The sequence below is a fragment of the Campylobacter concisus genome, from assembly GCF_003048555.1.
Classification (GTDB): Bacteria; Campylobacterota; Campylobacteria; order Campylobacterales; family Campylobacteraceae; genus Campylobacter_A; species Campylobacter_A concisus_AO.
In genome coordinates, this window is sequence record NZ_PIRR01000017.1 from 1 (window position 1) to 24,412 (window position 24,412).

Annotated in this window: 24 protein-coding genes; 9 read left to right on the forward strand and 15 right to left on the reverse strand. The window is 37.5% G+C overall.

Annotated features, from left to right (window positions below):
* Positions 1-81: 81 nt before the first annotated feature.
* The 7 genes from CVS92_RS04400 to CVS92_RS04430 are packed head-to-tail and all read left to right on the forward strand — an operon-like array spanning position 82 to position 5,651.
* On the forward strand, positions 82-864 hold the full coding sequence (locus CVS92_RS04400) for a TOBE domain-containing protein (protein WP_107788648.1): 783 nt from the start codon (positions 82-84) through the stop codon (positions 862-864).
* Positions 865-1,620, forward strand: coding sequence for a molybdate ABC transporter substrate-binding protein (modA, locus tag CVS92_RS04405; protein WP_107788649.1), 756 nt, complete (start codon positions 865-867; stop codon positions 1,618-1,620). It abuts the gene before it with no gap.
* Positions 1,617-2,012, forward strand: a complete 396-nt coding sequence (locus CVS92_RS04410; RefSeq protein WP_107788650.1) for a TOBE domain-containing protein — start codon at positions 1,617-1,619, stop codon at positions 2,010-2,012. Before modA ends, CVS92_RS04410 begins: the two co-directional genes overlap by 4 nt.
* Positions 2,009-2,866 carry a sulfate/molybdate ABC transporter ATP-binding protein gene (locus CVS92_RS04415; protein WP_107788651.1) on the forward strand — a complete coding sequence of 286 codons (858 nt, stop codon included), beginning with the start codon at positions 2,009-2,011 and terminating at the stop codon, positions 2,864-2,866. The genes CVS92_RS04410 and CVS92_RS04415 overlap by 4 nt, the downstream gene beginning before the upstream one ends.
* A complete protein-coding gene (modB, locus tag CVS92_RS04420; protein WP_107788652.1) occupies positions 2,863-3,540 on the forward strand; it encodes a molybdate ABC transporter permease subunit in 678 nt (225 codons plus the stop codon). Before CVS92_RS04415 ends, modB begins: the two co-directional genes overlap by 4 nt.
* 48 nt (positions 3,541-3,588) lie before the next feature.
* A complete protein-coding gene (locus tag CVS92_RS04425) occupies positions 3,589-4,086 on the forward strand; it encodes a redoxin family protein (protein ID WP_107788653.1) in 498 nt (165 codons plus the stop codon).
* Positions 4,087-4,094: 8 nt separating this feature from the next.
* Positions 4,095-5,651, forward strand: a complete 1,557-nt coding sequence (locus tag CVS92_RS04430; RefSeq protein WP_107788654.1) for a class I SAM-dependent methyltransferase — start codon at positions 4,095-4,097, stop codon at positions 5,649-5,651.
* 3 nt (positions 5,652-5,654) lie between these two features.
* Here CVS92_RS04430 and CVS92_RS04435 read toward each other — a convergent pair whose 3' ends face one another.
* Genes CVS92_RS04435 through CVS92_RS04445 form a run of 3 tightly spaced genes read right to left on the reverse strand, consistent with a single transcriptional unit; the run spans position 5,655 to position 8,901 of the window.
* Positions 5,655-6,461, reverse strand: a complete 807-nt coding sequence (locus tag CVS92_RS04435) for a 3'(2'),5'-bisphosphate nucleotidase CysQ (RefSeq protein ID WP_107788655.1) — start codon at positions 6,459-6,461, stop codon at positions 5,655-5,657.
* Positions 6,458-7,735, reverse strand: a complete 1,278-nt coding sequence (locus tag CVS92_RS04440; RefSeq protein ID WP_084109619.1) for a citrate synthase — start codon at positions 7,733-7,735, stop codon at positions 6,458-6,460. Before CVS92_RS04440 ends, CVS92_RS04435 begins: the two co-directional genes overlap by 4 nt.
* Positions 7,736-7,737: 2 nt before the next feature.
* The gene (locus CVS92_RS04445; protein WP_107788656.1) at positions 7,738-8,901 is read right to left on the reverse strand and encodes a cation:proton antiporter; all 1,164 of its coding nucleotides are present in this window, start codon (positions 8,899-8,901) and stop codon (positions 7,738-7,740) included.
* A gap of 117 nt (positions 8,902-9,018) precedes the next feature.
* On the opposite strand from CVS92_RS04445, the gene CVS92_RS04450 reads away from it, so the two are divergent.
* Positions 9,019-9,501 (forward strand): hypothetical protein, encoded by a 483-nt coding sequence (locus CVS92_RS04450; RefSeq protein ID WP_107788680.1) that lies wholly within the window; start codon positions 9,019-9,021, stop codon positions 9,499-9,501.
* Positions 9,502-9,920: 419 nt separating this feature from the next.
* Here the strand turns inward: CVS92_RS04450 and crcB are convergent, their stop codons facing one another.
* From crcB to topA, 3 genes are all read right to left on the reverse strand, one after another.
* Entirely contained in the window at positions 9,921-10,274 is a 354-nt protein-coding gene (gene crcB / locus CVS92_RS04455; RefSeq protein WP_107788657.1) for a fluoride efflux transporter CrcB, read from the reverse strand.
* Entirely contained in the window at positions 10,274-11,113 is an 840-nt protein-coding gene (locus CVS92_RS04460; RefSeq protein ID WP_107788658.1) for a biotin synthase, read from the reverse strand. Before CVS92_RS04460 ends, crcB begins: the two co-directional genes overlap by 1 nt.
* A 698-nt stretch (positions 11,114-11,811) precedes the next feature.
* Entirely contained in the window at positions 11,812-13,926 is a 2,115-nt protein-coding gene (gene topA, locus CVS92_RS04465; RefSeq protein WP_107788659.1) for a type I DNA topoisomerase, read from the reverse strand.
* Positions 13,927-14,118: 192 nt separating this feature from the next.
* Here topA and CVS92_RS04470 point away from each other — a divergent pair, with 192 nt between their 5' ends.
* A complete protein-coding gene (locus tag CVS92_RS04470) occupies positions 14,119-15,627 on the forward strand; it encodes a flagellin B (protein ID WP_103599887.1) in 1,509 nt (502 codons plus the stop codon).
* Positions 15,628-15,873: 246 nt separating this feature from the next.
* Here the strand turns inward: CVS92_RS04470 and CVS92_RS04475 are convergent, their stop codons facing one another.
* The 9 genes from CVS92_RS04475 to CVS92_RS04515 are packed head-to-tail and all read right to left on the reverse strand — an operon-like array spanning position 15,874 to position 24,412.
* Positions 15,874-16,644 carry an oxidoreductase gene (locus CVS92_RS04475; RefSeq protein WP_107788660.1) on the reverse strand — a complete coding sequence of 257 codons (771 nt, stop codon included), beginning with the start codon at positions 16,642-16,644 and terminating at the stop codon, positions 15,874-15,876.
* Positions 16,631-17,338 carry a cytidylyltransferase domain-containing protein gene (locus CVS92_RS04480; protein ID WP_107788661.1) on the reverse strand — a complete coding sequence of 236 codons (708 nt, stop codon included), beginning with the start codon at positions 17,336-17,338 and terminating at the stop codon, positions 16,631-16,633. Before CVS92_RS04480 ends, CVS92_RS04475 begins: the two co-directional genes overlap by 14 nt.
* Positions 17,331-18,233 carry a Gfo/Idh/MocA family protein gene (locus CVS92_RS04485; RefSeq protein WP_107788662.1) on the reverse strand — a complete coding sequence of 301 codons (903 nt, stop codon included), beginning with the start codon at positions 18,231-18,233 and terminating at the stop codon, positions 17,331-17,333. Before CVS92_RS04485 ends, CVS92_RS04480 begins: the two co-directional genes overlap by 8 nt.
* A gap of 13 nt (positions 18,234-18,246) precedes the next feature.
* On the reverse strand, positions 18,247-19,293 hold the full coding sequence (locus tag CVS92_RS04490; protein WP_107788663.1) for a nucleotidyltransferase family protein: 1,047 nt from the start codon (positions 19,291-19,293) through the stop codon (positions 18,247-18,249).
* Positions 19,290-20,450, reverse strand: coding sequence for a UDP-N-acetylglucosamine 2-epimerase (gene neuC, locus CVS92_RS04495; protein ID WP_107788664.1), 1,161 nt, complete (start codon positions 20,448-20,450; stop codon positions 19,290-19,292). Before neuC ends, CVS92_RS04490 begins: the two co-directional genes overlap by 4 nt.
* Complete coding sequence (gene neuB / locus CVS92_RS04500; protein WP_107788665.1) at positions 20,447-21,448, reverse strand: N-acetylneuraminate synthase; 1,002 nt, start codon at positions 21,446-21,448, stop codon at positions 20,447-20,449. Before neuB ends, neuC begins: the two co-directional genes overlap by 4 nt.
* 24 nt (positions 21,449-21,472) lie before the next feature.
* Positions 21,473-22,084 carry an acetyltransferase gene (locus tag CVS92_RS04505; protein ID WP_107788666.1) on the reverse strand — a complete coding sequence of 204 codons (612 nt, stop codon included), beginning with the start codon at positions 22,082-22,084 and terminating at the stop codon, positions 21,473-21,475.
* A gap of 2 nt (positions 22,085-22,086) precedes the next feature.
* On the reverse strand, positions 22,087-23,238 hold the full coding sequence (locus tag CVS92_RS04510) for a LegC family aminotransferase (RefSeq protein WP_107788667.1): 1,152 nt from the start codon (positions 23,236-23,238) through the stop codon (positions 22,087-22,089).
* Positions 23,225-24,412, reverse strand: a complete 1,188-nt coding sequence (locus CVS92_RS04515) for a UDP-N-acetylglucosamine 4,6-dehydratase (RefSeq protein ID WP_107788668.1) — start codon at positions 24,410-24,412, stop codon at positions 23,225-23,227. The genes CVS92_RS04510 and CVS92_RS04515 overlap by 14 nt, the downstream gene beginning before the upstream one ends.

Here is a 24,412-nt window from a genome sequence, read left to right on the forward strand (position 1 = left end):
GGCTTAAATCTTTAAGCTTAAGGATTAATATAATTAGATATACTTCACAAATTATTCTCTAATATAGTAAAGGTAAAAATTTTGAAAGCAGATATAAATTTAGAACTATTTTTAGGCGAAGATACACAGGTTTTAGCTAAACATATTACATTATTAAAGGCCATAAAAGAGACAAAAAGTATCACAAAAGCAGCGGAATTGGTTGGCATATCGTATAAAAATGCTTGGGACTGCCTTGATACGATAAATAACAAAAGTAGTAAGCCGCTTATTATTAGAGCTGATGGAAATAAAAAAAATAGTGGCTCTGAGCTAAGCGAGTATGCCAATAAACTGATAAAAATTTATGATACCATTCTTGAGACTCAAAAGGATTTTTTGCAAAAAATTTGTCAAAAAGTAGATTTTGAGGATGTAGATATTATAAATCTTCAAAGAATGAATATGAACTTAAGTGCCAGAAATCAGCTCTCATGTGAGATTATTGGCATAAACCGTGGTGCGGTAAATTCTCAAATAGTTGCAAAACTAAGTAATGGCTGTACGCTTGAGTCAAATATCACGGTTGAAAGTGAGAAAAATTTAGGCCTAAAAGTTGGACAAAAAGTTATTTATATTTTTAAAGCCCCAGCTGTCATTTTGGCCAAGGATCTAGATATAAAAATAAGCACAAAAAATCAATTAAAAGGCGAAGTGATCGAAGCAAAGATAGGTGCTGTAAATGCTGAAATCACTTTAAAACTAAGCGATGAGCAGACTTTAACTGCCATCATCACAAAAGATAGTGCTATCCAGATGAAAATAGGTGTTGGCGATACACTTTTAGCAATAGTAAAATCATCTCAAATCATTATAGGAGTTTAAATGAGAAAAGTTTTTAAATTTTTATGTGTGACAGCTTTGCTTGCCATAAACGCATTTGGCGCTGAAGTAAATGTATATGCAGCAGCAAACACAACATATGCATTTCCAGAGCTTATAAAAGAGTTTAATAAGCTTCATCCAGATGCTAAAATCAACCTAACTCTTGGTGCAAGCGGCGGTCTTGTTACTCAGATCCAAAACTTAGCTCCAGCTGATATATTCATGGCCGCTGATATGGGCTTTGCTCAAAAAGCTTATGACACAGGATTTGCAGTAGCTGCTCCAAAAGTTTATGCACAAGGCGCTGTTGCTATTTTCTCTATTAGAAATGTTGATTTCAAAAAAGGTATTGAGGTTGTTCGTGGCTTAAAAGCGATCTCTATCGCAAATCCACAAACTGCACCATACGGCAAAGCTAGTATAGAAGCTCTTAAAAACGCAAAACTTTATGACGAAGTAGAAAAAAATATCGTCTATGCTCAAAAAATTTCTGAAACTCTATCTCAAGCATTAAGTGCTTCTGATGTAGGCTTTATCGCAGCTAGTGCACTTTTTGATGAGAAAATGGCAAAATACAAAGAGGGCATTAATTACATCTTTGTTCCACAAGAGCTATACACTCCGATAGATCAAGGTATCGTTCTTTTAAAACATGCTGAAAAAAATGATGATGCAAAAGCATTTTATGAGTTTATCTTAGGTGATAAATCAAGAGAAATTTTTAAGAAATTTGGTTACAACGTTCCAGCTAAATGATAAGAGCAAAGATCGTTGGAATTTTAACTAAAGATGACGTTAGCCTATTTGAGCTAAAGGGTCTAAATTTAGAGGCAAATTTATTTATGCTAGTCTTGAATGAGGCTAGCAAATTCGCCTTAGATGATGAGATCGACTTAGGTTTTAAAAGCTCCGATGTTATCTTGGCAAAAGACAAACTAAGCAATAGCTCGCTTGAAAACGAGCTAAAGTGCGTGATTGAAGCTATAAATTTTGGTGAAATTTTAAGTGTTATTAGCTTAAAGTGTGGCGAAATTTACTTTGAAGCTATTATCTCAAATCACGCATTAAAAACTATGAATTTAGGCGAAAACGATGAAGTCTTTGCCTATATAAAATCTACAAGCATTCACATAAGTACACAAAAATGATAGAAATTTCTTGTAAAAAAGAGCTAAATGGCGGTGGCGGAAAATTTTTACTTGAGGCCGACCTTAGCTTTGAAAGTGGTGATTTTGTCGCACTTTATGGAGCAAGCGGTGGCGGAAAGACCACCATTTTACGCTTGATCGCTGGTTTTGAAGCACCACAAAGTGGCTTTATAAGAGTTGGGGATAAAATCTTCTTTGATGAAAAGACAAATTTGGCTCCACAAAAGAGAAATATCGGCTTTTTATTTCAAGACTACGCACTTTTTGAAAATATGAATGTCTTTAAAAATTTACTCTTTGCAAAAAATGATCTAGCTCTAGCAAATAAACTTCTTGATATCTGTGGTCTAACAAGCCTAAAAAATGCAAAAATTAGCACTCTTTCTGGCGGTCAAAAGCAACGTGTTGCTTTGGCTCGTGCGGTTATGAGAAAGCCTGAAATTTTACTACTTGATGAGCCGTTAAGTGCGCTTGATAACGCCATGCGTGAGAAACTTCAAGACTATTTACTCACACTTCATGATGAGTTTAAGATGAGCATTATTTTAGTAAGCCATGATATCGCAGAAATTTATAAGCTTTGTAATAAAGTCTTTGTTCTTGAAAATGGCAAAATTTCAAGATCTGGCACAGCAAGCGAGATATTTTTAAAGACCGCTGGATCTCAAAAAATCGCCTTTAATGCTAAAATTTTAGAGATAAAAAGATGTGATGCGATCTTCGTAACAAACGTACTGATAAACCGCCAAATTTGTGAAGTTGTGCTAAGTAGCAACGAAGCAATGAATCTAAAAGCAGGTGATATGGTGGTAGTTAGTACAAAAGCGTTTAGCGTAAATTTGGAAAAAGCATGATAGACGAGCTTAAAAATATCGATTACGAGCCGTTTTGGTTATCGCTAAAACTATCTTTTATAACTACTTTTATCTTGTTCTTTGCCTGCATTGCACTTGCTTATTTTATGTCACAGAAAAAATTCTTTGGTAAATCATTTTTAGAGTCAGTAATCTCACTACCGCTGGTATTGCCGCCAAGTGTTCTTGGCTTTTATCTGCTCATTTTTCTTTCGCCTTATTCCACTTTTGGTAAATTTATCGAAGAAATTTTTGGAGTTAGGCTTGTTTTTAACTTCACAGGTCTTGTTGTGGCAAGTTGTATTTATTCATTGCCATTTATGTTTGGACCGATTTATGCTGGATTAAATAGCCTAAAAAAGAGCCTTTTTGAAGCGAGTTATAGTCTTGGTAAAAACAAACTCACGACTATTTTTAGAGTAATTTTGCCAAGCATCAGATCAAATTTATTAACAGCTACTGTCGTTAGCTTTGCTCACACTATGGGTGAGTTTGGCGTTGTTTTGATGATAGGCGGTAGCGTAGCTGGAGAGAGCAAGGTTGCGAGCATTGCGATATTTGAAGCGGTTGAAATGCTTGATTACACCAAGGCTCATATCTATGCACTCTTGATGTTAATAATTAGCTTTTTTGTCCTTTTCGTAGTTTATCTTTTAAATTCTAAAAAAGCTTAAGACAAAGCTTATAAAGATATAATAGTAAAAAATTTTAAAGGATGAAGTATGATAAAAGTGCCTACAAGTATATATTTAAATACCTTAGACGGTAAGGAATTTGATTTTTCCGCCTTTGCAAGAACGCACGACTGCGTTATTTTCATCTATCCAAAGATAGGCGAGGACTTTAGTCTTTTAAGTGAGCAATTGCAAAATACTGCGGGCATGAAGGGCTGCACCAAACAAGCGATAAGCTACAAGAAATTTTTAAAAGATTTTAACGATCTTGGTTTCATGGTAGTGGCTATTAGCTCACAAGATATCGCAGCTCAAAAGAAATTTCAAGAAGAAACTTCGGCTGGAGTCATGTTTCTAAACGATAGTGAGTTTATGCTTGAGAGGGCGCTTGAACTTCCGGTTTTTTCTGCATCAAATGGACATAAATTTTATTTTAGACAAACACTTATCATAAAAGATGGCAAGATAAGGCGCGCATATATAGTGGATGATCCTGAGAATGATGCTAAAAATATGCTAGAAAAAATCAAAGAAAAAGACTATTAGGAGTTAAAATGAGCCAAAATAGCAAAATTGAGAAGTCTTATGATGAGCTAACTTATAAATCAATAGCTTTTGCCCAATCGTCGCCATATAGGCTTGAAGCTTGTGCTACACTTCTTGGCATAACTCCACCGCCATGCGAAAATGCAAGAGTTTTAGAGATAGGATGTAGCTTTGGCGGAAATTTGATCCCATTTGCAGTAAATAACAAAAATGCAAAAGTAGTTGGCATAGATCTTAGTGGCGAGCAGATAAGGCGCGGACAAGAGATCGTTAAAGAGATGGGGCTTACAAATTTAGAGCTTATACACGGCGATATTTGCGAATTTAAAAGTGATGAGAAATTTGACTATATCATCGCTCATGGCGTTTTTAGCTGGGTGCCTGACTTTGTAAAAGAAGCTATATTAAAAGTCGTAAGAGAGAATTTAAGTACAAATGGCGTGGCGTTTATCTCTTATAATGTTTATCCTGGCTGGAAAGTAAAAGATATCGTAAGGGATATAATGCTACTTGCCGCAAAAGATAAAGAGACTATGCAAGATAAGCTAAAAGCAGCTAAAGAAGCACTTTTAGTCTATAAAGAATATTTGCTAACAAGAGATAAAGAAATTTATGAAAAGAAAATGCCACTTAGTATGCTTCTTTTTATAACAGAAGATGTACTTTCAAAAGATGACTTTTACATAGCTCATGAGTTTTTAGAAGATACAAATAATCCATTTTATTTTAAAGATTTTAATGCCATGCTTGTCAAAAATGAGCTTACTTATCTTTGTGAGTATACGCTTGATGATATTTTTACCCCAGATGTTGGCACAGCCATAGTAGATGAATACAAAAATAACAAGTTTAAGGACAGAATCGATCTAGAGCAATTCATGGATATGATTAGCAACAAAGTCTTTAGACAAAGCCTAATAGTCCATAGCAAAACTTATGAGAGCATAGCCAATAAACAAATAGGTCCAAGTGATATTAACAAAATTCACGTTGTGGCAGATTTTATAAAGAAAGATAACCAGTGGCAAGATAGTTATGGCGCTATGCCACAAGATATATCATGGCTTTGCGAGGTCTTTTATAAGATGTATCCAGCCAGCATAAACCTTTCTCAGATTTTAGAACTTTTGCCAGAAGATAAGCTCATGGTTTATAGCGCCTTTGTAAGAATTTTAACAAACTCGTCTGATGCAATGATTTTAAAAGATGAGCAAAAAAATATCGAGTATAGGCCTGGACATTCAAGGCTTAGTCAAAATTTAATAAATTATGTAAGATATTTCTTAAATCATAAAAATAATGCCGATGTTGTTTTTGCTAATAAATTTAGCATCTCAAGAAAGCTTAATAATATCGATTATTACATACTTTTATTGCTTGATGGTAAAAATAGCTTAGAAGATGTCGCAGCAAAAGCTTTGAAATTTATCAAAGAGAACAACGAAGATATATTTGACATAAATGGCAAAGTGCTTAAAAAAGATAAAGTCGCAGCAAATATAATGAGCTATGTGCTAGGCACAGCAAAAATATCTAGTATGCTTTATCTACTAGAAGAAATTTAAGGTTTAAATTTTACTTTGCCTATATAGTTGTGTGATTTTATCTTTTAGATTTAGTGTATTTTTTGAGAGAGCTATGAAAAATGGACTTTTTAAATCAGCAAGCTCGTAGCTCATCTCTTTGCCGCTATTAGCGTCAAATACTTTTCCGTCACAAAAATTTACGAGCGCTTCTCCTGCTGCATTGTCCCAAAGGTAGCTTGGGGCAAATCTCAAATAAGCTCCACCAAATTCAACCAAACGACAAAATTTTATGGCAGATCCGATGCATCTTTGCTCAAAATTTAGGCTCTGCCCTATAAATTCTATCTCTTTGGCGTCGCCTCTTCTGCTTGAAAAGATTAGATTGTCTAAATTTTTATCTTTTTTATTTAGATCAACTCTGTTTATGATCTCGTCATTGTCATTTAAAATTTCTTTAAAAGCGCCATTTTCATCAGCATAAAAAAGCTCTTTGCTAACCGGGATAAATATCACGCCAAGCACCGGTCTAGCTTTTTTTATAAGCGCTATGCAAACGCAAAATTCGCCATTTCTAGCTAGAAATTCTTTCGTGCCATCAAGTGGATCTACGAGCCAAAACTCATCTTTATCGCTTTCTTGCAAGATACTCTCTTCAGAGCAAATTTTTATCCCGCTTTTGCTTAGCTCTTTTAGTATCACTTCATTTGCGGCTAGATCAGCACTAGTTAGTGGTGAGCTGTCATCTTTTAGGCAGACTTTAAGAGCCGTATTATCTGCAGAGTAAAATTTCATTATCTGCGCTCCAGCATTAACGGCTGCTTTTTTAGCTAAATTTAGAAGCTCGCTCATTTTGGTGTTCTGTTTGTCTCTCCGACGTAGAGCTGTCTTGGGCGGACGATCTTTATCGTATCTTGCTCTTTTAGCTCGATCCACTGGCTGATCCAGCCTGGAGTCCTGCCGATCACGAAGATGACGGCAAACATATTATTTGGTATGCCAAGCGCTTTTAGGATGAGCCCAGAGTGAAAATCAACGTTTGGATATAAATTTCTACTCACAAAATAGTCATCATTTAGCGCGATCTCTTCGATGCGGTTGGCAATCTTGATAAGCTCTGAGTTAATGCCTATCTCATCCATAAGCTGATCTCTCATCTTCTTAAGCACTTTTGCGCGAGGATCAAAATTTTTATAGACCCTGTGGCCAAAGCCCATTAGCCTAAATGGATCATTTTTATCCTTTGCTCTAGCGATGTATCTATCAACGTTTGCTACCGAGCCTATCTCTTCAAGCTGACGTATAACGCCCTCGTTTGCGCCGCCATGAGCCCAGCCCCAAAGTGCGCCGATGCCCGCACTTATACATGCGTATGGGTGAGCGTGCGTTGAGCCAACGGTTCTAACAGTCGTTGTTGAAGCGTTTTGCTCGTGATCTGCGTGCAGCATAAAGACCGTGTCAAGTGCCTTGATCTCGATAGGCTTAAGATCGACATGCTCATATGGATAGCCCCTCATCATGTAGAGGAAATTTTCAGTAAAGCCACGATCTAAATTTGGATAGATGATAGGAAGTCCGCGTGAGTAGCGGTAACTAAAGGCCGCGATCGTTGGAATTTTAGCGATTATACGCATAGCCATCTCGTGATACTCTTCAGGTTTATCCATATTTAGGTGATCTGAGTAAAAGGCACTTAGGGCTGAGACTGCTGCTTGCAATATCGCCATAGGGTGCGCCTTATCTGGAAATGCGTCAAATAGCTTCATCATGCCTTCATGTATAAAGCTTCTTTTTTTAAGCTCGGTTTTAAAATTTATATACTGATCATTTGTTGGAAGCTCTTTGTTTAAGAGTAAATATGCCACGTCTAAAAATGTCTTATTTTCGGCCAAATACGCGATATCATAACCTCTATACATTAGTTCGCCTTTTAAGCCGTCTATATAAGTTATCGCTGAGCGACACATCGCAGTTGAGGTATAGCCTCTGTCAAAAGTAAACATTCCAGTATCACTAAAAAATGTCGAGATGTCTATCACGTCAGGTCCCATAGTGCCTTTTAGTATAGGAAACTCGTAACTCTTGCCGGTTCTGTTATCAGTTAGCGTAGCTGTATTTGATGACATTTTTACTCCTTACTTCTTGATTGCATTAGAAATTTTATAATTATTGTCCCTATTATAGCTTGAGCTAGGCTTGCTAGGATAAAAGATGAGTAAGAATAATCACTTATCTCACCTGATCTGTGTGCGATAGTAGCAACTGCTACTAGAAGCGTTAGTGGCATGGATTGTGAGAGAGAAAACAAAAATATCCCCTTAAATCCTAATTTTCCTACAAATAACACACTTGAAAAAAGCCTTGTGGCAAGCATCGCACAAAATATAAAAATAGCATCTTTTATCACTTCATTTGAGCTTAGGCTTGAGAGCTTGAAGGTTGAGCCTATGTGTATAAAAAATATCGGTACCAAAAATCCAAATCCAAAGTTTGAAAGCTTGTGCGGTAAGTCTTTTTTATGATCAAAAAATGTAGCTATAAACATACCTGCGATAAACGCACCAAAGGCAACTTCTAAATTCAAATAAAGCATAAGTGCAATCATCGAAAAAAATACAGCAATGCTTAGCCTAATATCTTTTTCGTCCTTATCGTAGTGTGGCATAAGGATCACTTTAAGCCCAGGATACCACCAAAAAAGCACATCTAAAATTTTAAAGCTAAGCACGCTGATAGCTAAAAATAAGATCAAATAGCCAATCGTTAGCCATAAATTTATACTAGCTCCAAACTGCAAATAGGCTGCTATAAATGTCAAAAGCGTAATGCTTATAAGCTCACCAATAGTTGCAATAAGCATGCTTAAATTTAGCCATTTTACATCTCTGCCATACTCTTTAAATAGCGTAAATATCATACCAACGGCCATTATCGGGATAATGATGATATAGAGCAAACTAAGATCAAAACTAAATGTAAGTGCGGTTGCTAGCGAGTAGATGAGTGCAAGATAGATAAGTCCCAGACGTAAAATTTTGCGGTCAATATTTATAAGCATTCTAAGATCGATCTCCATACCAGCTAGAAACATCAAAAAGAAAAAGCCAACTTCGCTAATTAGCTTAAACATCTCATTCTCGCCGACAAGCCCGATGTAGCTAGCCAGTGCTCCAAGTATTATCTCAGCAGGAGCGACAGGAATGCGTAAAATTTTAGAAATATAAGGCGAAGCAAAGACGATAAATGCCAAAACGACAAGAATACTAAGCTCGCTAGCTTGATGTAATTGCAAAAAGATCCTTAAATTAAAAATATTTGATTGTATAAAAAGCTTTGTTATTTTTTGATTAAGCTAAGCGATTTTTGGGCAAAATGGCGACAAATTTTTAAAAATTTGGAGTGCAAATTTATGCGTAAATTTCTATTTTTTGTCTTGATGTTTTTTGGAATTTTTGGCTTTGCAGACGAGTTAAGTTTGGTTCAAAGTTTTAAATTTGATGGAAGTATTTTTTATAAGAAAAATACAGCCAAAGATGAGAGCTTTTACTTTTTAAAAAATGAAAATTTTGATGAGCATTTTGTAGGCTTTAGAGTGAAATTTGATAAAAATATAAAAAGTGAAAGTATGCTTGCTAAGCTAAAAAAGAAGACAAAAGAGGCTAAAGAAGTGCTTTATAGCAAAGAGAATGATCAAATTTTAGCTCTCATAAAAGATGAAACTAGCAGTAAAAATATAGAAATAATCCACTTTTTACTTAAAAAAGATGGAGTCTTAATACTTTCATATGAGAGAATTTATGATCCAAAAACTCTAGTAGATGGACTTAAGCCTGTACTTTTAAGTGAAGCTAGAAATTTTATGCTTCAGATGCCAAAGGTAGAAGCTAGGTAGAAAGGTGGATGTGGCATGTTTTGCACTGCATGCGATTAAAAACTACGACAAATTTTTATTTATCAAGTCAGATAAGCGTCAAGTAAATTTTAAAATTTCATGAACGAGTAATTTCGGCTCTGATTTTAGTGGCAAGCTTTGCGAGACCTAAAATCAGTAGTCAATTCTTGCGAGTGAATAGAATTTTAAAATTTTCGCGATAGTAAAATTCTATTTTTAAAAATACAGACTTTTTTTATTTTTAGGTTCTTTTATTCAAAAGGGAAACAAGGGGACTCAAGTTACGAAGCCGTCCCCTTATCCCCCTTTTTAAATCCCCCAATCCCCTCGCACGTTCAAAGTGCATGCAATGGTGCTAAAGCACTGCATGCGATTAAGAAAATCTAGCAAAATTTAAGCTCTATTAAATTTGCAAACTCTCATAAACTCTTGCCAAGCAAAATGCCAAAATAGCTTGCAAGTAGGCAAAGGACAAGGTTTAAAAAGATATTTAAAAAGCCTTTTACCAGCTCGCCTTCTAGTAAAAATTTCACACTATCAAGGCTAAAGCTTGAAAATGTTGTAAATCCGCCAAGTATGCCAATGACCAAAAATACTCTCACGCTTTGGCTTAAATTTAGACAAAATAATACGCCTATAATGAAGCTGCCAAGCGTATTTACGCCAAGTGTGGTTAGCGGAAAGTGGCTAAATTTTAGCATCTCGCCAGCTAAAAACCTGCATCCAGCCCCGATAAAGCCTCCAAGCCCTGTGAAAAGTAAATTTGCAAGCATTAGTGACAGATACTAGCAAAGCTAAAACCGCGCTTTGTAAGCTCCTCAATATCCTTGCTAGCTTTCTCGCCTTTTGCGGTGAGATAGTCGCCTATCACGATCGCATCGGCACCATTTTCAAAGATCTCGTATTGTCTATCGCCCAAAATTTTCTCCCTACCGCCAGCTATCATGACTCTAGTTTCTGGTAGATCTTTTTTGGTCTCACGCACTATTTTTAGGGCCTCATCCGCACTAAGAGGAGACAGATCAAGACTTAGAGATTCATTTTTTATGAAAAAATTTATCGGCGATGAAAATGGCTCAAGCTCTTTTAAACTAGCTCTAAAGCTCACCCTATCAGCCTCACTCTCGCCAACGCCGTAAATACCACCAGTACAAAGCATAAGCCCAGCTCTTTTTGCATCTAAATTTGTCTGATATCTCTCGTCCCAAGTGTGTGTTTTACAAATTTTTGGGAAAAATTCTCGGCTTGTTTCAAGGTTGTGGTTGTAGCTAAAAACGCCAGCTTTTTTAAGCTCGCTAAGCTGCTCGTAAGTAGCCATGCCGTTACATGCGATGAGCATCAAATTTGGTACTTCTTTGCTCACGGCTCTTGCTAAAGATGCGATATAGTCGGTCTTTTTGTCATTCAGCCTAGCACCACTTGTGACTAAACAAAATCCAAGAGCGTGGTTTTTATAAGCCATTTTTGCCTCGTCCACCACCTGTTGCACGCTTTTTTCTTTAAATTTTGAGATATTGGCACCAGCTTTGGCACTTTGTGTGCAGTAAGCGCAGTCCTCGGCGCAGTTTCCTTGAGTGACTGAGCATATCGCACAGAGCATAATTGTTTTCATTTTTCATCCTTTTTTGGGGCGTATTATAGCTTTGATAGGTTTAAAATTTAAGTAGGATGGTTTATAAATTTGCAAAAATAGTTTGGTGAAATGTATAAAATTATTTTTATTCAAAAAAAAAGGGGGGGGGGACAAGGGGGCTTGAGTTACGGCCTGCTTGCAGCTGCGAGCTAGCGAAGCAAAGAGCCGTCCTCTTATCCCCCTTTATATCCACCAATCCTTTAACACGCTTAAGGTGCATGCCCCAGTGCTGGCGCACTGCATGCGTCTTATGTGAGAGAATTTATAGCAAATTTTAAAATTTCATGAGCAAGTAATTTTGGCTTTAAAATTTGAGTTAAGCGGCAAGCAAAGCCAAATTTTAATAGTCAATTCTTGAGAGTAAATGGAATTTTAAAATTTGATCCAAGATATAAATTTATTAAAAGCTATGCGAAAAACTTAAATTTTATGATATTACTTTCTATTATAAATTTCCGTTCTCTCTTTTAAAAGACCAGTTTTTAAATTTGGCAAAGTGCTAAGCTCGCCAAAAAAAGTGCGTACTGCGATGTGAAGCTACCCTCTAACTGAGTGTAGTTGGTGACGAGGTTTTTGCCCTTTATACTAGCCAAGCTTAGCGGTGGTATCAGGCATTTAAAGCCCAAATTTATAAAAGCCAAATTTAGGCTCAAGGACTCAAATTTGGCTAGAATTTTTTAGTTTTCAGAAATAAGCGTCTTTTTCTTACATTTTGTGCACTCTATAAATGTACCTTTTTTAAGCTCTTTTTTGATCATATCGCCGCCACATTCGTCGCATTTTTGCTCAACTGGCTCGTAGTTTGAGACGAAGTCGCATTTTGGATAGTTGGCACATCCATAAAATTTACCGCGCCTACTAAATCTCTCGACGATCTCGCCGCCACATTTTGGACATGACACATCAAGCTTTTTAAGCTCACGTTTTGGCTTAGCTGCCGCAGTAGCGCCGGCCTCTGCGCTCTTTTCATTATCTTTTGTGATGTTTCTTGAGTATTTGCATTTTGGGAAATTTGAACAAGCGATAAACTCGCCGTATCTGCCCTTTCTAAGCACTAGCTCGCTTCCGCACTCTGGGCACTTCTCGCCGATAGGAGTTGCTGTTTTTAGGCTTTTTATGCCAGTTTTGCCAGCACTGATTTTTTCCATAAATGGATAGTAAAAGTCGCTTAGCACCTTTTGCCAGTCAGCCTTGTCAAGCGCGATCTCATCGAGCTTTTCTTCAAGATGTGAGGTAAATTCGCTATCGACGATGTTACTAAAGTGCTCCTCTAAAACGCCTATCATGCTAAATGCGATCTCGTTTGGTATGAGCTGCTTTTTCTCGATCCTCACGTAGTCTCTTGATGTTAGTAGCGAGATGGTCGGTGCGTAGGTGCTTGGGCGGCCGATGCCTAGGCTTTCTAGCTTTTTAACAAGGCCAGCTTCAGAGTACCTAGCTGGTGGCTCGGTGAAGTTTTGCGTGCTTTTTATGCTTTGCAAACTCATCTCGTCGCCCTTTTTTAAATTTGGCAAAATTTTATCCTTATCAAGCTCGCCATAAACCTTGTAAAAGCCGTCAAATAGCACCTTTCTGCCACTTATTTTAAATTCGCCTTTTTCGCTTGCAACATAGACATTTTGCGTTTGGCTCACACATGCGCTCATTTGGCAGGCTAAAAATCTATTGTAGATGAGTGTGTAGAGTTTGAGCGCGTCTTTTTCTAAAAATTTAGCTGCGATTTGCGGTGTAAAGTTTAAATTTGTAGGGCGGATCGCCTCGTGGGCTTCTTGTGCACCTTTTGAGCTTGTCGTGTAGCTTATCGCTTTGGCTGGCAGATACTCTTTGCCGTAGTTTTGGAGGATGTGCTCTCTAGCTGCCGCTACGGCCTCTTTGGCTAAATTTAAGCTATCTGTTCTCATATATGTGATAGCACCCATGAAGCCTTCGTGAGTTTGTACGCCTTCATAGAGGCTTTGTGCGATCATCATCGTCTTTTTAGGGCTAAAGCCAAGGCGGTTGCTCGCGCTTTGCTGAAGTGTTGATGTCATAAATGGCGGGCTTGGCTGGATCTTTCTATCCTTGCTCTCGATCTCTCGGACGCTAAATTTCTCATTTTGTAAATTTTCGATGATGTATTTTGCGCGGTCTGGATTTTGGATAGTGAGCTTTTCGATCTTTTGGTTTTCAAATTTAACCAGCTCAGCGTCTAAATCTTTTTTGAAAACAGTGTCTATTGTGTAGTATTCAACTGGCTTAAATGCCTGGATTTCACGCTCACGGTCAACTATTATCTTGAGAGCCGCACTTTGCACACGGCCAGCGCTTAGCCCTTTTTGTATCTTTAAATTTAAAAGCGGACTTAACTTGTAGCCAACGATGCGGTCGAGTAAACGCCTTGTTTGCTGGGCATTGACGCTGTTCATATCGACGTGTCTTGGGCTTTTTAGAGCGTTTTGTATGGCGCTTTTGGTGATCTCGTGAAAGACGATGCGAGGCAGGCTGGTTGGCTCTTTGCCGATGGCATTTGCGATGTGAAACGCGATCGCCTCACCCTCTCTATCCTCATCGGTCGCGAGATAAATTTCATCAGCACCCTTGGCGAGCTCTTTTATCTCTTTTACAATAGCGGAGTGATCGCTGCTGATGCGATACTCTGGGGTAAATTTATCATCCTCTATCTTGATGCCAAAGCTCGTTTTTGGCAGGTCTCTGATGTGGCCCTTCGAGGCGATGACGTTGTAGCTTTTGTCTAAGAAATTTTTGATAGTCTTTGCTTTTGCGGGAGATTCCACGATGATTAAGCTTTTCATTTATATATAGCCTTTGATTTTTTTGGCGTAATTGTAGCAGAAATAATTTTTAAAGTATCAAGACATAAAAATCAAATCCGTCTTCATTATTTTAAAAATTTTTTCATTCATGCCTATAAAGTTTTTAGAAAATTTCACGATATAGTTTTTGTGCGACAAGAAGTCGTAACTAAAAAATTAAAAGGATTTACAATGAGTTTTCGTATTAATACAAACGTAAACGCACTTAACACACACGCTAACGCAGTTAGCAACAACACTGACCTATCTAAGTCACTTAACAAACTTAGCTCAGGTCTTAGGATTCAAACAGCTGCAGACGATGCTTCAGGTCTATCTATTGCAGATAGCTTAAGAAGTCAAGCTTCAGCTTTAGGTCAAGCTATTGCAAACGGTAATGATGCTATTGGTATCATTCAAGTTGCCGATAAAGCTATGGACGAGCAGCTAAAAATTCTTGATACTATCAAGACAAAAGCTACTCAATCAGCTCAAGACGGCCAAACAACTCAATCACGCCAAGCATTGCAAGCTGATATCGTTCGTCTAATGGAAGAGCTTGACAATATCGGTAACACTACTTCATTTAACGGTCAGCAACTACTAAACGGAACATTCTCTAATAAAGAATTCCAAATAGGTGCTTACTCAAACCAAACTGTTAAAGCAAGTATTGGTGCGACTACATCTGATAAGATCGGTCTTACACGTTTTGAGAGTTCAAAACTTCTTACAGGTATGGGTGCAGTAAATCTTAAATTCTTAAACGTTGATGGCGTAAACGATGTAGGTGTTACAGGCGCTACTATCTCAACAGGTATCGGTAAAGGTCTTGGTGCTCTAGCTGAGAATATCAACAAAGTTGCTGATAAAACTGGTGTTAGAGCTACAGCTGATGTTACTTGGAAGGCTAGTGCTGCTATTGGTGGCGGTTTAATTCAGTCTTTAACAATCAACGGTGTTAAAATTGGCGACCTAGATGTTAAAGCAAATGACGCAAACGGTGCACTTGTAAATGCTATCAACTCTGTAAAAGACCAAACTGGTGTTGAAGCTTCTGTTGATGCTGAAACAGGCAAAATGGTATTAACAAGCCGTGATGGCCGTGCTATTGTTGCAACAGGTAAAGATATCTCAAAAGGTCTTGGTGGTAAAGGTAAAGCAGCAGCTGGTACATCTTTAACAGCTGGCTTTGTAGGTAGACTAAATCTAGTTCGTCTTGATGGTAGAGATATTAAACTAGTAGGTGGTGGTAATACTAAGCTATCAATAGCATTCTCTGCTGGTGGTGGTGCTCAACAATCAGTATCCCTAAGAGATGTAAGAGGTCAAATAGATAAAAACCTAGCAACTGCTATGGGCTTCCAAAGAATGAGTGCAGCTTTATCAGTAGCTCAATCTGCAGGTGTTATGACACTTCGCGGTGCGATGGCTGTTATGAGTATCGCTGAGTCAGCTCAAAAAACACTTGATCAAGTTCGTTCAGACCTTGGTTCAGTTCAAAACCAACTTCAAGCTACAGTTAATAACATAACTGTAACTCAAGTTAACGTAAAATCAGCAGAATCACAAATCAGGGACGTAGATTTTGCTAGCGAGTCTGCTAACTTCTCAAAACATAACATCCTAGCTCAATCAGGTGCTTATGCTATGAGTCAAGCAAACAGCGTTCAACAAAATGTAATGAAACTTCTACAATAGTAGTAGCAAATGAGGTTTTGTAAAAGCTACTATAATAGTGGCTTTTAAATTTTAAGACTTTGTAGCAGTAGCAAAGCCTTAAGAGTGTTAATGCTTTTACAATACGCAAACCCACGCCCCAAAGCTTAGCTTTGGGGTTTTATACTTTTGCAATCAATAAAATATCTTAAACTTTGTATATGAGATTTTAAAATACTCATACTAAATTTGATGCTTAAAGCCTTAGCAATAAACTAAGGCTTTAAATTATAAACTAAATCCATCATCAACTACAATATTTTGCCCATTTACATATTTTGATACATCGCTTAGTAAATAGATCAAAGCACCGCAAATATCATTTGCATTAAGCATTCCTTTCATACCGCATCTTTTTTTATATTGGCTTAAAAATGGCTCAGGCTGCCCATCTAAAATTCCTCCAGGACTTATAGCGTTTACGCGGATATTGTCTTTTTTAAACATCTTTGCCATGTATTTTGTCATACCAAGAAGACCATGTTTTACTACTGTGTATTCGATAGGAGAGTGCATATTTGTTCCCTCGTAGGTCTCAAAAGCAGGAGCTCCGATACCTTGTATAGATGAAATATTTATGATATTGCCGCAACCTTGCTCTAAAAAGAATTTTATAAAATTTTGTGAGATATTAAAGTATCCGCCAAGGTGTAAATTTAAAAAGGCATTGAAATCATTCATATCTATCTCAAAAAATTTCTTACCGAAATTTTTGTTTTTTGGATAGGCGTTATTTACCAGTGCATCTATGTGGCCATATTTTGAGTGTAAGAAATTTATGGCTTCATTAACAGAATTTACGTCACTGATATCAATTTGTAAAACTTCTATTTTTGCGTCTTTGTTTGAGGTTTTTATCTCATCTTTTAGTAAATTTGCTCTTTTTGTATCGACTTCTGCTATTACTCCAACTCCGTTTTGACTAGCGATGGCTCTTATGAAAGCGCTTCCTATCCTACCAGCCCCTCCTGTTACTACTATGACTTTATCTGTTAGCATTTTTTTCCTTCATTAAAAACTCTACAAATTTAAAATCCAGTTCACAATCTATATCGATTGATCTGTCTTCACTCATCACATAAAGCCCAGTTTTTGGCAAAAACAATGTATCATTATTTAGCAAGGCTTCACGTTTCCAGATATAGATAGAAGCGTTCATGTCATAAGTCTTTGGTGCATCTTGTCGTCTTACAATGGCTTTTGCTAAAGTTTTTGCAAGCCCCACATGTCCATCAGGATAAATTTCAACCAAGTTAAAGTACGGACTTCTTCTGCTTGGCATTGCGGTTATTAGATTGTCATTTTCATCGTGCAGAAACTGATTGTAAGCGTTTATGATATCGCTCACATCACGAAGTGGAGCTGTTGCATCAAGATCGATCTCATAATCAAATCTTTGTGCGTAATGTTGTTCGCTTTTTAAAAAAGCATCTTTTATCACATCAAGCTTTCCAGCTGTATCGCTGGCCATAGCAGCATCTCTTTTAAAAAAGACTTCTGCACCATATTTTACTGCTGTTTCTGCGATCAAATCGCTATCAGTACTAATTACTATATGTTCAAATAAATTTGACTCTCTGGCCTGTTCTATGGTGTAAGCGATAAGTGGTTTTCCACAAAGCTCACGTACATTTTTCCCCTTTACGCCCTTACTACCGCCTCTCGCACATATCGTACATAAAACATTACTCATTATTTTGCCTTTGAATTTGATCTATTGCTCCCATAGTATCTTGTCCTTCGCTAAAGCTACAAACGTATCTTTGTTCACCTAGGACATCTTTATGCATAGCTAAAAACATCTCATTTCTTTCCAAATTTGGCATGTTAAAAATTTGCCTATTGATATCTTGTTTTGTGAGAGTACCTTTTATGAAATTAAGCTCATAGGTGGAGCCTTCGCACTCCACTCGCACGTTTCTATGCGTCATATGACTTAAATAATCAATGCTTATATTGGCTACTGCATTATTATTTGTTTTGCCAAAGATTAAACATAAATCATCGCTTGTTATCTGCAAATTTGAGATTTTATCTTGAAAGCTTTTTATGCTCTTAAATTTGCCACACAGCCACATGGTATAGTCTAACTCATGACTAAGATCTAGCAAAACCCCGCCGCCTTTTTCTTTGCTAGCACTATAACATTTTGTATAGTCTGCATTTCTCCAGCTTGGTAGATACTGTCCACAACTAGCATTTATGTATAAAATTTTTTCACTCTCCAAAAGCTCTTTTAGTTTTTGTAAAAGTGGATGAAATCTAAGCACGTAGCCTACAAAAATTTTATTATTTTTTGGTGTAAAATCGTAAAATTTCTCAAACAAAGGCTTTTCACAAAGTATTATTTTGTCTTTTACTTTCTCGTCTAGAAATTTTAAATTTTGCAGATGTAAAAATGTGGGAGTTGCTATGACAAAGTAGTCAAACTTATTTAAATTTGAGACTTCTTCTAGACTTTTGTAACAAATTTTTCCACCTACATCTTGGCTAGTAACTAGGCAGATCTCATCTATCTGCGGTAAAGCTTCCAATACTTCGCAATGCCTTTTACCAATCGAACCATAGCCTAAGATAAGAGCTTTCATTTAAAATATCCAATCAAAATATTTTTGCATATTCTTCATTTGCTTTTTGATACTCTTCTAAGCGACCTATATCGATCCAGTACTCATGTATAGGAAACGAGATGACATTTTTTCCTTTGCTTATTGCTTTCTCAAAAAGAGTTGGCATATCGTAAAACTCATTTTGTGGTATTAGATCTAAAATTTCAGGTGAAAGCATATATATTCCAGCACTTACGAAAAATTTCTGCACTGGCTTCTCTGCGATCTCTATTATTTTATTATCATTCATCTTTACCACGCCGTAAGGAACCTCGTAGTCGTACTCTCTTACGCACATTGTGGCTGTGGCTTTATTTAATGTATGATAATTAAGAATATGCTCGAAATTTACATTTGTAAGAAGATCGCCATTCATTACAAAAAATGGTTCGTTTGGTCGCTCTTTAAGTAGACTTAATGCACCTGCCGTACCCATTCTTTTTTGCTCTAAAACGTAGTCGATGTTTACTCCAAATTCTTTGCCGTCACCAAAATAGTCCTTGATGATGTCTGCATTAAAATTTACACACATCGTGATATTTACAAAGCCATACTCTGCAAATTTCTCAACTATCGTCTGAAGTATCGGCTTATTTCCGACCTTTAGCATCGGCTTTGGAGTATCTTTTGTAAGCGGTCTAAGCCTAGTACCAAGGCCTCCTACCATTAAAATGACTTTGTTTGTTTTGCTGACCGGTTTTATAATGTCTTCGATATCTTCTATGCCAACTAGCTTTCCAAGCCCATCTATTAGTGGGATTTTATGAAGCTTTTTAGCAAGGGCTATTTTTAGTATTGACTCTTTTGTGTCGCCAACATTTGCAGTACTTGGACTCTTGTGTACTATGAGATTTATGTTGCTATTTAGATCAAGACCATTTAATAGTCCGCGCCTGATATCTCCATCTGTTACTGTACCTACAAGGCTATCGTTTTCATCCACGACGATAGCTATTTGGAGCCCGCCATTATTGATTGTTTGCAGGGCATCTTTTATGGTTGAATTTATGCTTAGCTTTATATCGTTTACTATTCTCATTTTAAACCTATATCATAAAATTTCTTTTTCAAAATACTATCTAGCTCGATCTCTTTTAAAATTTTAACCATTTTTTTGCTTGGATTACCACCATCATATGGATTGATGGTATTTTTTAAAACTTGCTCAAATTCTTTTGAATATACTTTTTTTATAGCGGCTAAAATTTCTTCTTTAACGGGCCTAACGTCTATCACACTGCTAGCTTTTGCACGTCCTTTTTGTCTGTCACCTATGTTTATGGTGGCTTTTTTAAAGCTTGGGACTTCCGAAAGGCCACTCGAGCTATTTCCTAGGACTATATCAACAAATTTTATCGCACTTAGATATCTCAGCTGCCCAAGTGAAGCAAACGCCACAGCTTTTTGTGGATTTTTACTAACATACTCATCTATCATTTTATTTATCACATCACCATCTATGTCGCTATTTGCTTTTGTAAAGATAAAGCTTGTATCTTTTAGCTCGTCTATTGCTTCTAAAAGCTCGCTAAATTGCTTTTTTGCACTGCTATTTTCAAGCGTTACCGGATGAAATGTGATTAGTATATTTTTTTTAGCAAGCTTGAAATTTATTGATTTTTCAAACTCATCTTTATTTAGTAAATTTAGCTTTTTTATATTTTCAATTCCAGGCCCACCTACATTAAAAACTCTGCTAGGCTCTTCTCCCAGTTGGATTATGCGGTTTGCATACTCTCTTGTAGCTGCAAAATGAATATGGCTCATCTTTGTTATGCTGTGTCTAAAAGCCTCGTCAAATGCCCCTTGAGTAGTTTCTCCGCCATGTATGTGTGCTATTGGTATTTGCATAATACTAGCCACTCCAGCTACGCCAAATATCTCGTATCTATCGCCAAGAAGCACCAATATATCTGGCTTAAGTTCGCTAAAAACTGGGGCAAATTTCTCATAAACTCTTGCCATCTCAGCGCAAATATCAAGACTTATATGAGAACTACTTAAAATTTCTATCTTTTTATCTATCTTAAATTCTTTTTCAATCTCTTTGTATGTGAGCCCAAATTCAGGACTTAGGTGCATGCCGGTGGCAATAAGCTGAAGCTCAAGCTCACTATCTGCCTCGATCTCTTTTAAGAGCCAGTAAAGCAGGCCATATTCAGCTCTGGTGCTTGTCACTACACAAATTTTTCTCATATCAGATCATCTTGTTTATAATCTTTTTGTGAAATTTGCCCAATTACCTCATCCCATCTCATAGGATTTATGCCATCTCCCGGGCGTTTTACACAGATATTTTGTTCGCTAAAAACTTCGCCTTTTTTTATATCTCGTTTTGCTACGATCGACTTTCTAGCTATTTTTATATTTTCGCTCTCACTTTTGCTAAAGCGCTTAAGTCCATTTCCAAGTGCTAGCTCGATATTTCTTATGGCTCCAACCATGGCCGCTAGCTCATCTGGCTCAAGGCTAGCCTTATGATCAGGTCCTGGCATGCTCTTATCAAGCGTAAAGTGCTTTTCTATGATCTTTGCACCCATAGCAACCGCTGCGATATCAACCTCGATGCCAAGCGTATGATCGCTATATCCGACCTCAAGCCCAAAGGCATTTTTAAGAGTTATCATCGCCTTTAAATTTACATCCTCCATCGGCGTTGGATACTGCGTATTTGCATGAAGAAGGCTTATGTTTTCACGTTTTGTACCACTTTTTACAAGTACTTCTATCGCGGCTTCCACCTCGCCTAAATTTGCCATTCCGGTTGAGAGAATGATCTTTTTATTGAGCCCACCTATCTGCCTAAGATATGGTAAATTTGTTATCTCACCACTTGGGATTTTGAATGTACTAAGTCCCAGCTCGTCAAGAAGCTTTATGCTGTCGCTATCAAAAGGAGTTGAGAGAAAAGTGATATTTTTTTGCTTGCAGTAGGCAATGAGCTCCTTGTGCATATTTTCATTTAGCTCGAGCTTTTTTATCATATCAAATTGACTTTCGTTTCTATCAGTGGTTTGTTTTTGATAGTTGGCCTTTTGTGCATTTTTTGAAACTAGATTTTGGGCTTTAAAGGTTTGAAATTTCACTGCATTAGCGCCAGCTTTGGCTGCCACGTCGATCAGCTTTTTGGCTAAATTTATATCACCATTGTGGTTAACCCCAGCTTCAGCTATGATAAAAACACTATTTGACATCAATTTTCCTTTAAAATGCTAGTTTTACATCTTTATAAAAGCATTTTTCTCTAAGCTTCTCATCACATTAGTTCCGCCGCCTATGATAGAATTTTCGCCTATCACAATATACTCTTTGCTAGTTGTATTGCTACCAAAGAATGTCCCATCTTGTACGACAACGCCGCCATTTACCACACTTGCTGTTGAGATATGGCAATGATCGCCGATAGTTGCGTCATGCTCCACAAGCGCTTTTGTATTTATGATGCAGTTTTTGCCGATAGTTGCACCAGCGTTGATCAAGGCATGATGCATCACCACAGTTCCCTCAGCTACACTTGCATGCTTTGAGACATACGCAAGTGGAGAGATAATGACTGGAAGGTCAAAACCTATCTCTTTTAGTAGCGTAAACAGCCTTTTTCTAGGCTCGCTACTTTTTATCTGCCCAACCGTCACCACAGCATTTTTGCATGATTTAAAAACCTCAGTCAGATCATCATCGCTACCGATAATCTCATGGCCAAGCACCTTTTTGCCAATGTTTTCTGCCGTATCTAGGATACCAATTATATTAAATTTAGCTTCACTCTCAATGACATCTATCACACTTTTGCAGTGCCCACCGCCACCTACTAAGACTATATCTTGCACGGCTAGACTCTTACGCTGCTTGGGATATTTACTATCCTATCGCTTAGAAATTTAGCATTTTTTAGCTCATCCCTTTGGCAGACCTTAAACATATCAAGCTCGTTCATAAGCTGCCAGATAGGACGCGTGAAAACGCCATTTTCATTACTAAATTTCAAAAACTCATCTCGTTTTTCACGGCTTTCAAAGAGCACTGCATTTAGCCAAAAATTTGACCTAGCATCCGCTGGCTCATCTATAAATTTCACATCATCAAATTTAGAAAAATACTCTTTATAAATCATCGCAAGCTCGCGTTTACTCTCTAAAAATAGCTCTAAATTTTCTAGCTGTGCTACAAGCAAAGCTGCATTTAAATTTGGTAGGCGGTAGTTGTAGCCGATCTCGCTGTGGCGGTATTCAAAAGGATGTGGCAACTTGGCCGTTGTGGTGATAAATTTAGCGTGCTTTGCTATCTCCTCATCGTTTGTGACAATAGCTCCACCACCCCCGCTTGTGACGATCTTATTGCCATTAAAGCTCATCGCTGCAAGCTTGCCAAAATTCCCTGTATGAGAGCCTTTGTAGTAACTACCAAGGCTCTCGGCGCTATCTTCTACCAAAACGATATTCCAACGCTTACAAATTTCAGCTATCTCATCTATCTTGCAAGGCAGTCCAAAAGTGTGCATAGGAACGCAGGCACGCACTATCCTACCGCTAGTTTTATTTACACAGTTGCCGCCTTTTAGCTTGCAGTTTTTCTCCAAAAACGCACTAAGTGACGTTGGCGACATACCAAGCGTGTCAAGGTCAACGTCCACGAAAACTGGCTTTGCAAAAAGGTAGCTAATGGCGTTGCAAGTGGCTATAAAGGTAACTGGTTGCGTAATCACTTCGTCATTTTGCCCAACACCAGCTAGTTTTAGACAGATATGAAGTGCAGAGGTGCCATTTGTCGTGGCAACTGCAAATTTTGCTCCGATCATTTGAGCTAGCTTACTCTCAAGCTCATCGACAAATTTACCAACACTTGAGACAAAGCTAGAGTCGATGCATTCAAACAGATATTTTTTCTCGTTGCCTATAAATTTAGGCTCATGAAGTGGGACTTTATCCTTGCCAAAGGTGCTTTTTATAAATTTCAAAACCTCGTCAAAATCACATTTTCTCATCGAGATACTTTCCTGTTTCTTTATGCATAAAATTCGGTATAAGCTCGAAAACTTCGCGTAAAATGTCCTCTTTGCTCCATGTCAAGCTTGATTTTAAATTTAAGATATTGTTTTTAAAAATTTCTAGCTTTTTGCTGTCAAAATTTGCATCATTTTTGACTATGCCGATATTTTGAAGTCTTTTCATGTCAAGTCTTTCGCCGTCAACGAAAAACTCCTCATAGTCCTTCTCTCCAGTCGTGTCACTAGGCGCAAAAAGGCAAGGGTAAAAGCCATCTTTTGGAAGCTCTTTTGCAAGCTTTCTGGCCTCCTCCTCATTTTCACATAAAAATGGCTCGTATCCTAAATTAGCCAAGTAGCGCTTGGCTATCTCGCTAAATGTTATAAGGTCTAAATTTTCATCTAATTTTGGGAAAAATATATCTCTATTTTCACCAAAAATGGTACTTAAAAGACAAAGCTCGCCGCTCTCTTTTGGCGTTAGGAAGTAGCGCCTGACGTCGTTTGGGGCGACTATGGGCTGAAATTTTTCTATGCGCTTTTGAAATCCAAAAAGAAGTGAGCCGTCGCTAAATGCCACGTTTGCAAATCTAGCCATTGAGACGTCGATATTTAAAGAGTGTCTAAACGCAAACATCTCCATGATGCGCTTGCTAGCTCCCATTAAATTTACAGGGTTTGCAGCCTTATCGGTGCTAACGCAGAAATATTTTTTTGACTTCATGTAGAGAGCTTGCGCTAGCGTTTTGTCGGTGTTAAAGATATTTGTTTCAAGCATCCTCATAAGCGTAAACGGATCTTTTTCGCTTCTAACATGCTTTAGTGCTGATAAATTTAACACGTAATCAAACCCACCACTTTGTGCCAAGAGTGCATCAAACTCGGCACTTGCAACATCTATGGCAAAAGTTTTAAAGTCGCCATTTATATATCCAAATTCGCTTCTTATGTCACGTACTAGTTCGACAAGGTTGTTTTCAGAGATATCAACGACGTATAATTTTTTTGGATCTCTTATAAAAATTTCTTTTGTCACAGCTGAACCGATAGAACCGGCACCACCAATAACCAGAAAGCTTGAACTTGAGACTATCTCTTTTAAGTCTTTATCAAGTGCATTTATGTCATCTTCAAAGAGATTTTTAGTGCGTCCTATTAAGCTTAAGATGTCCAT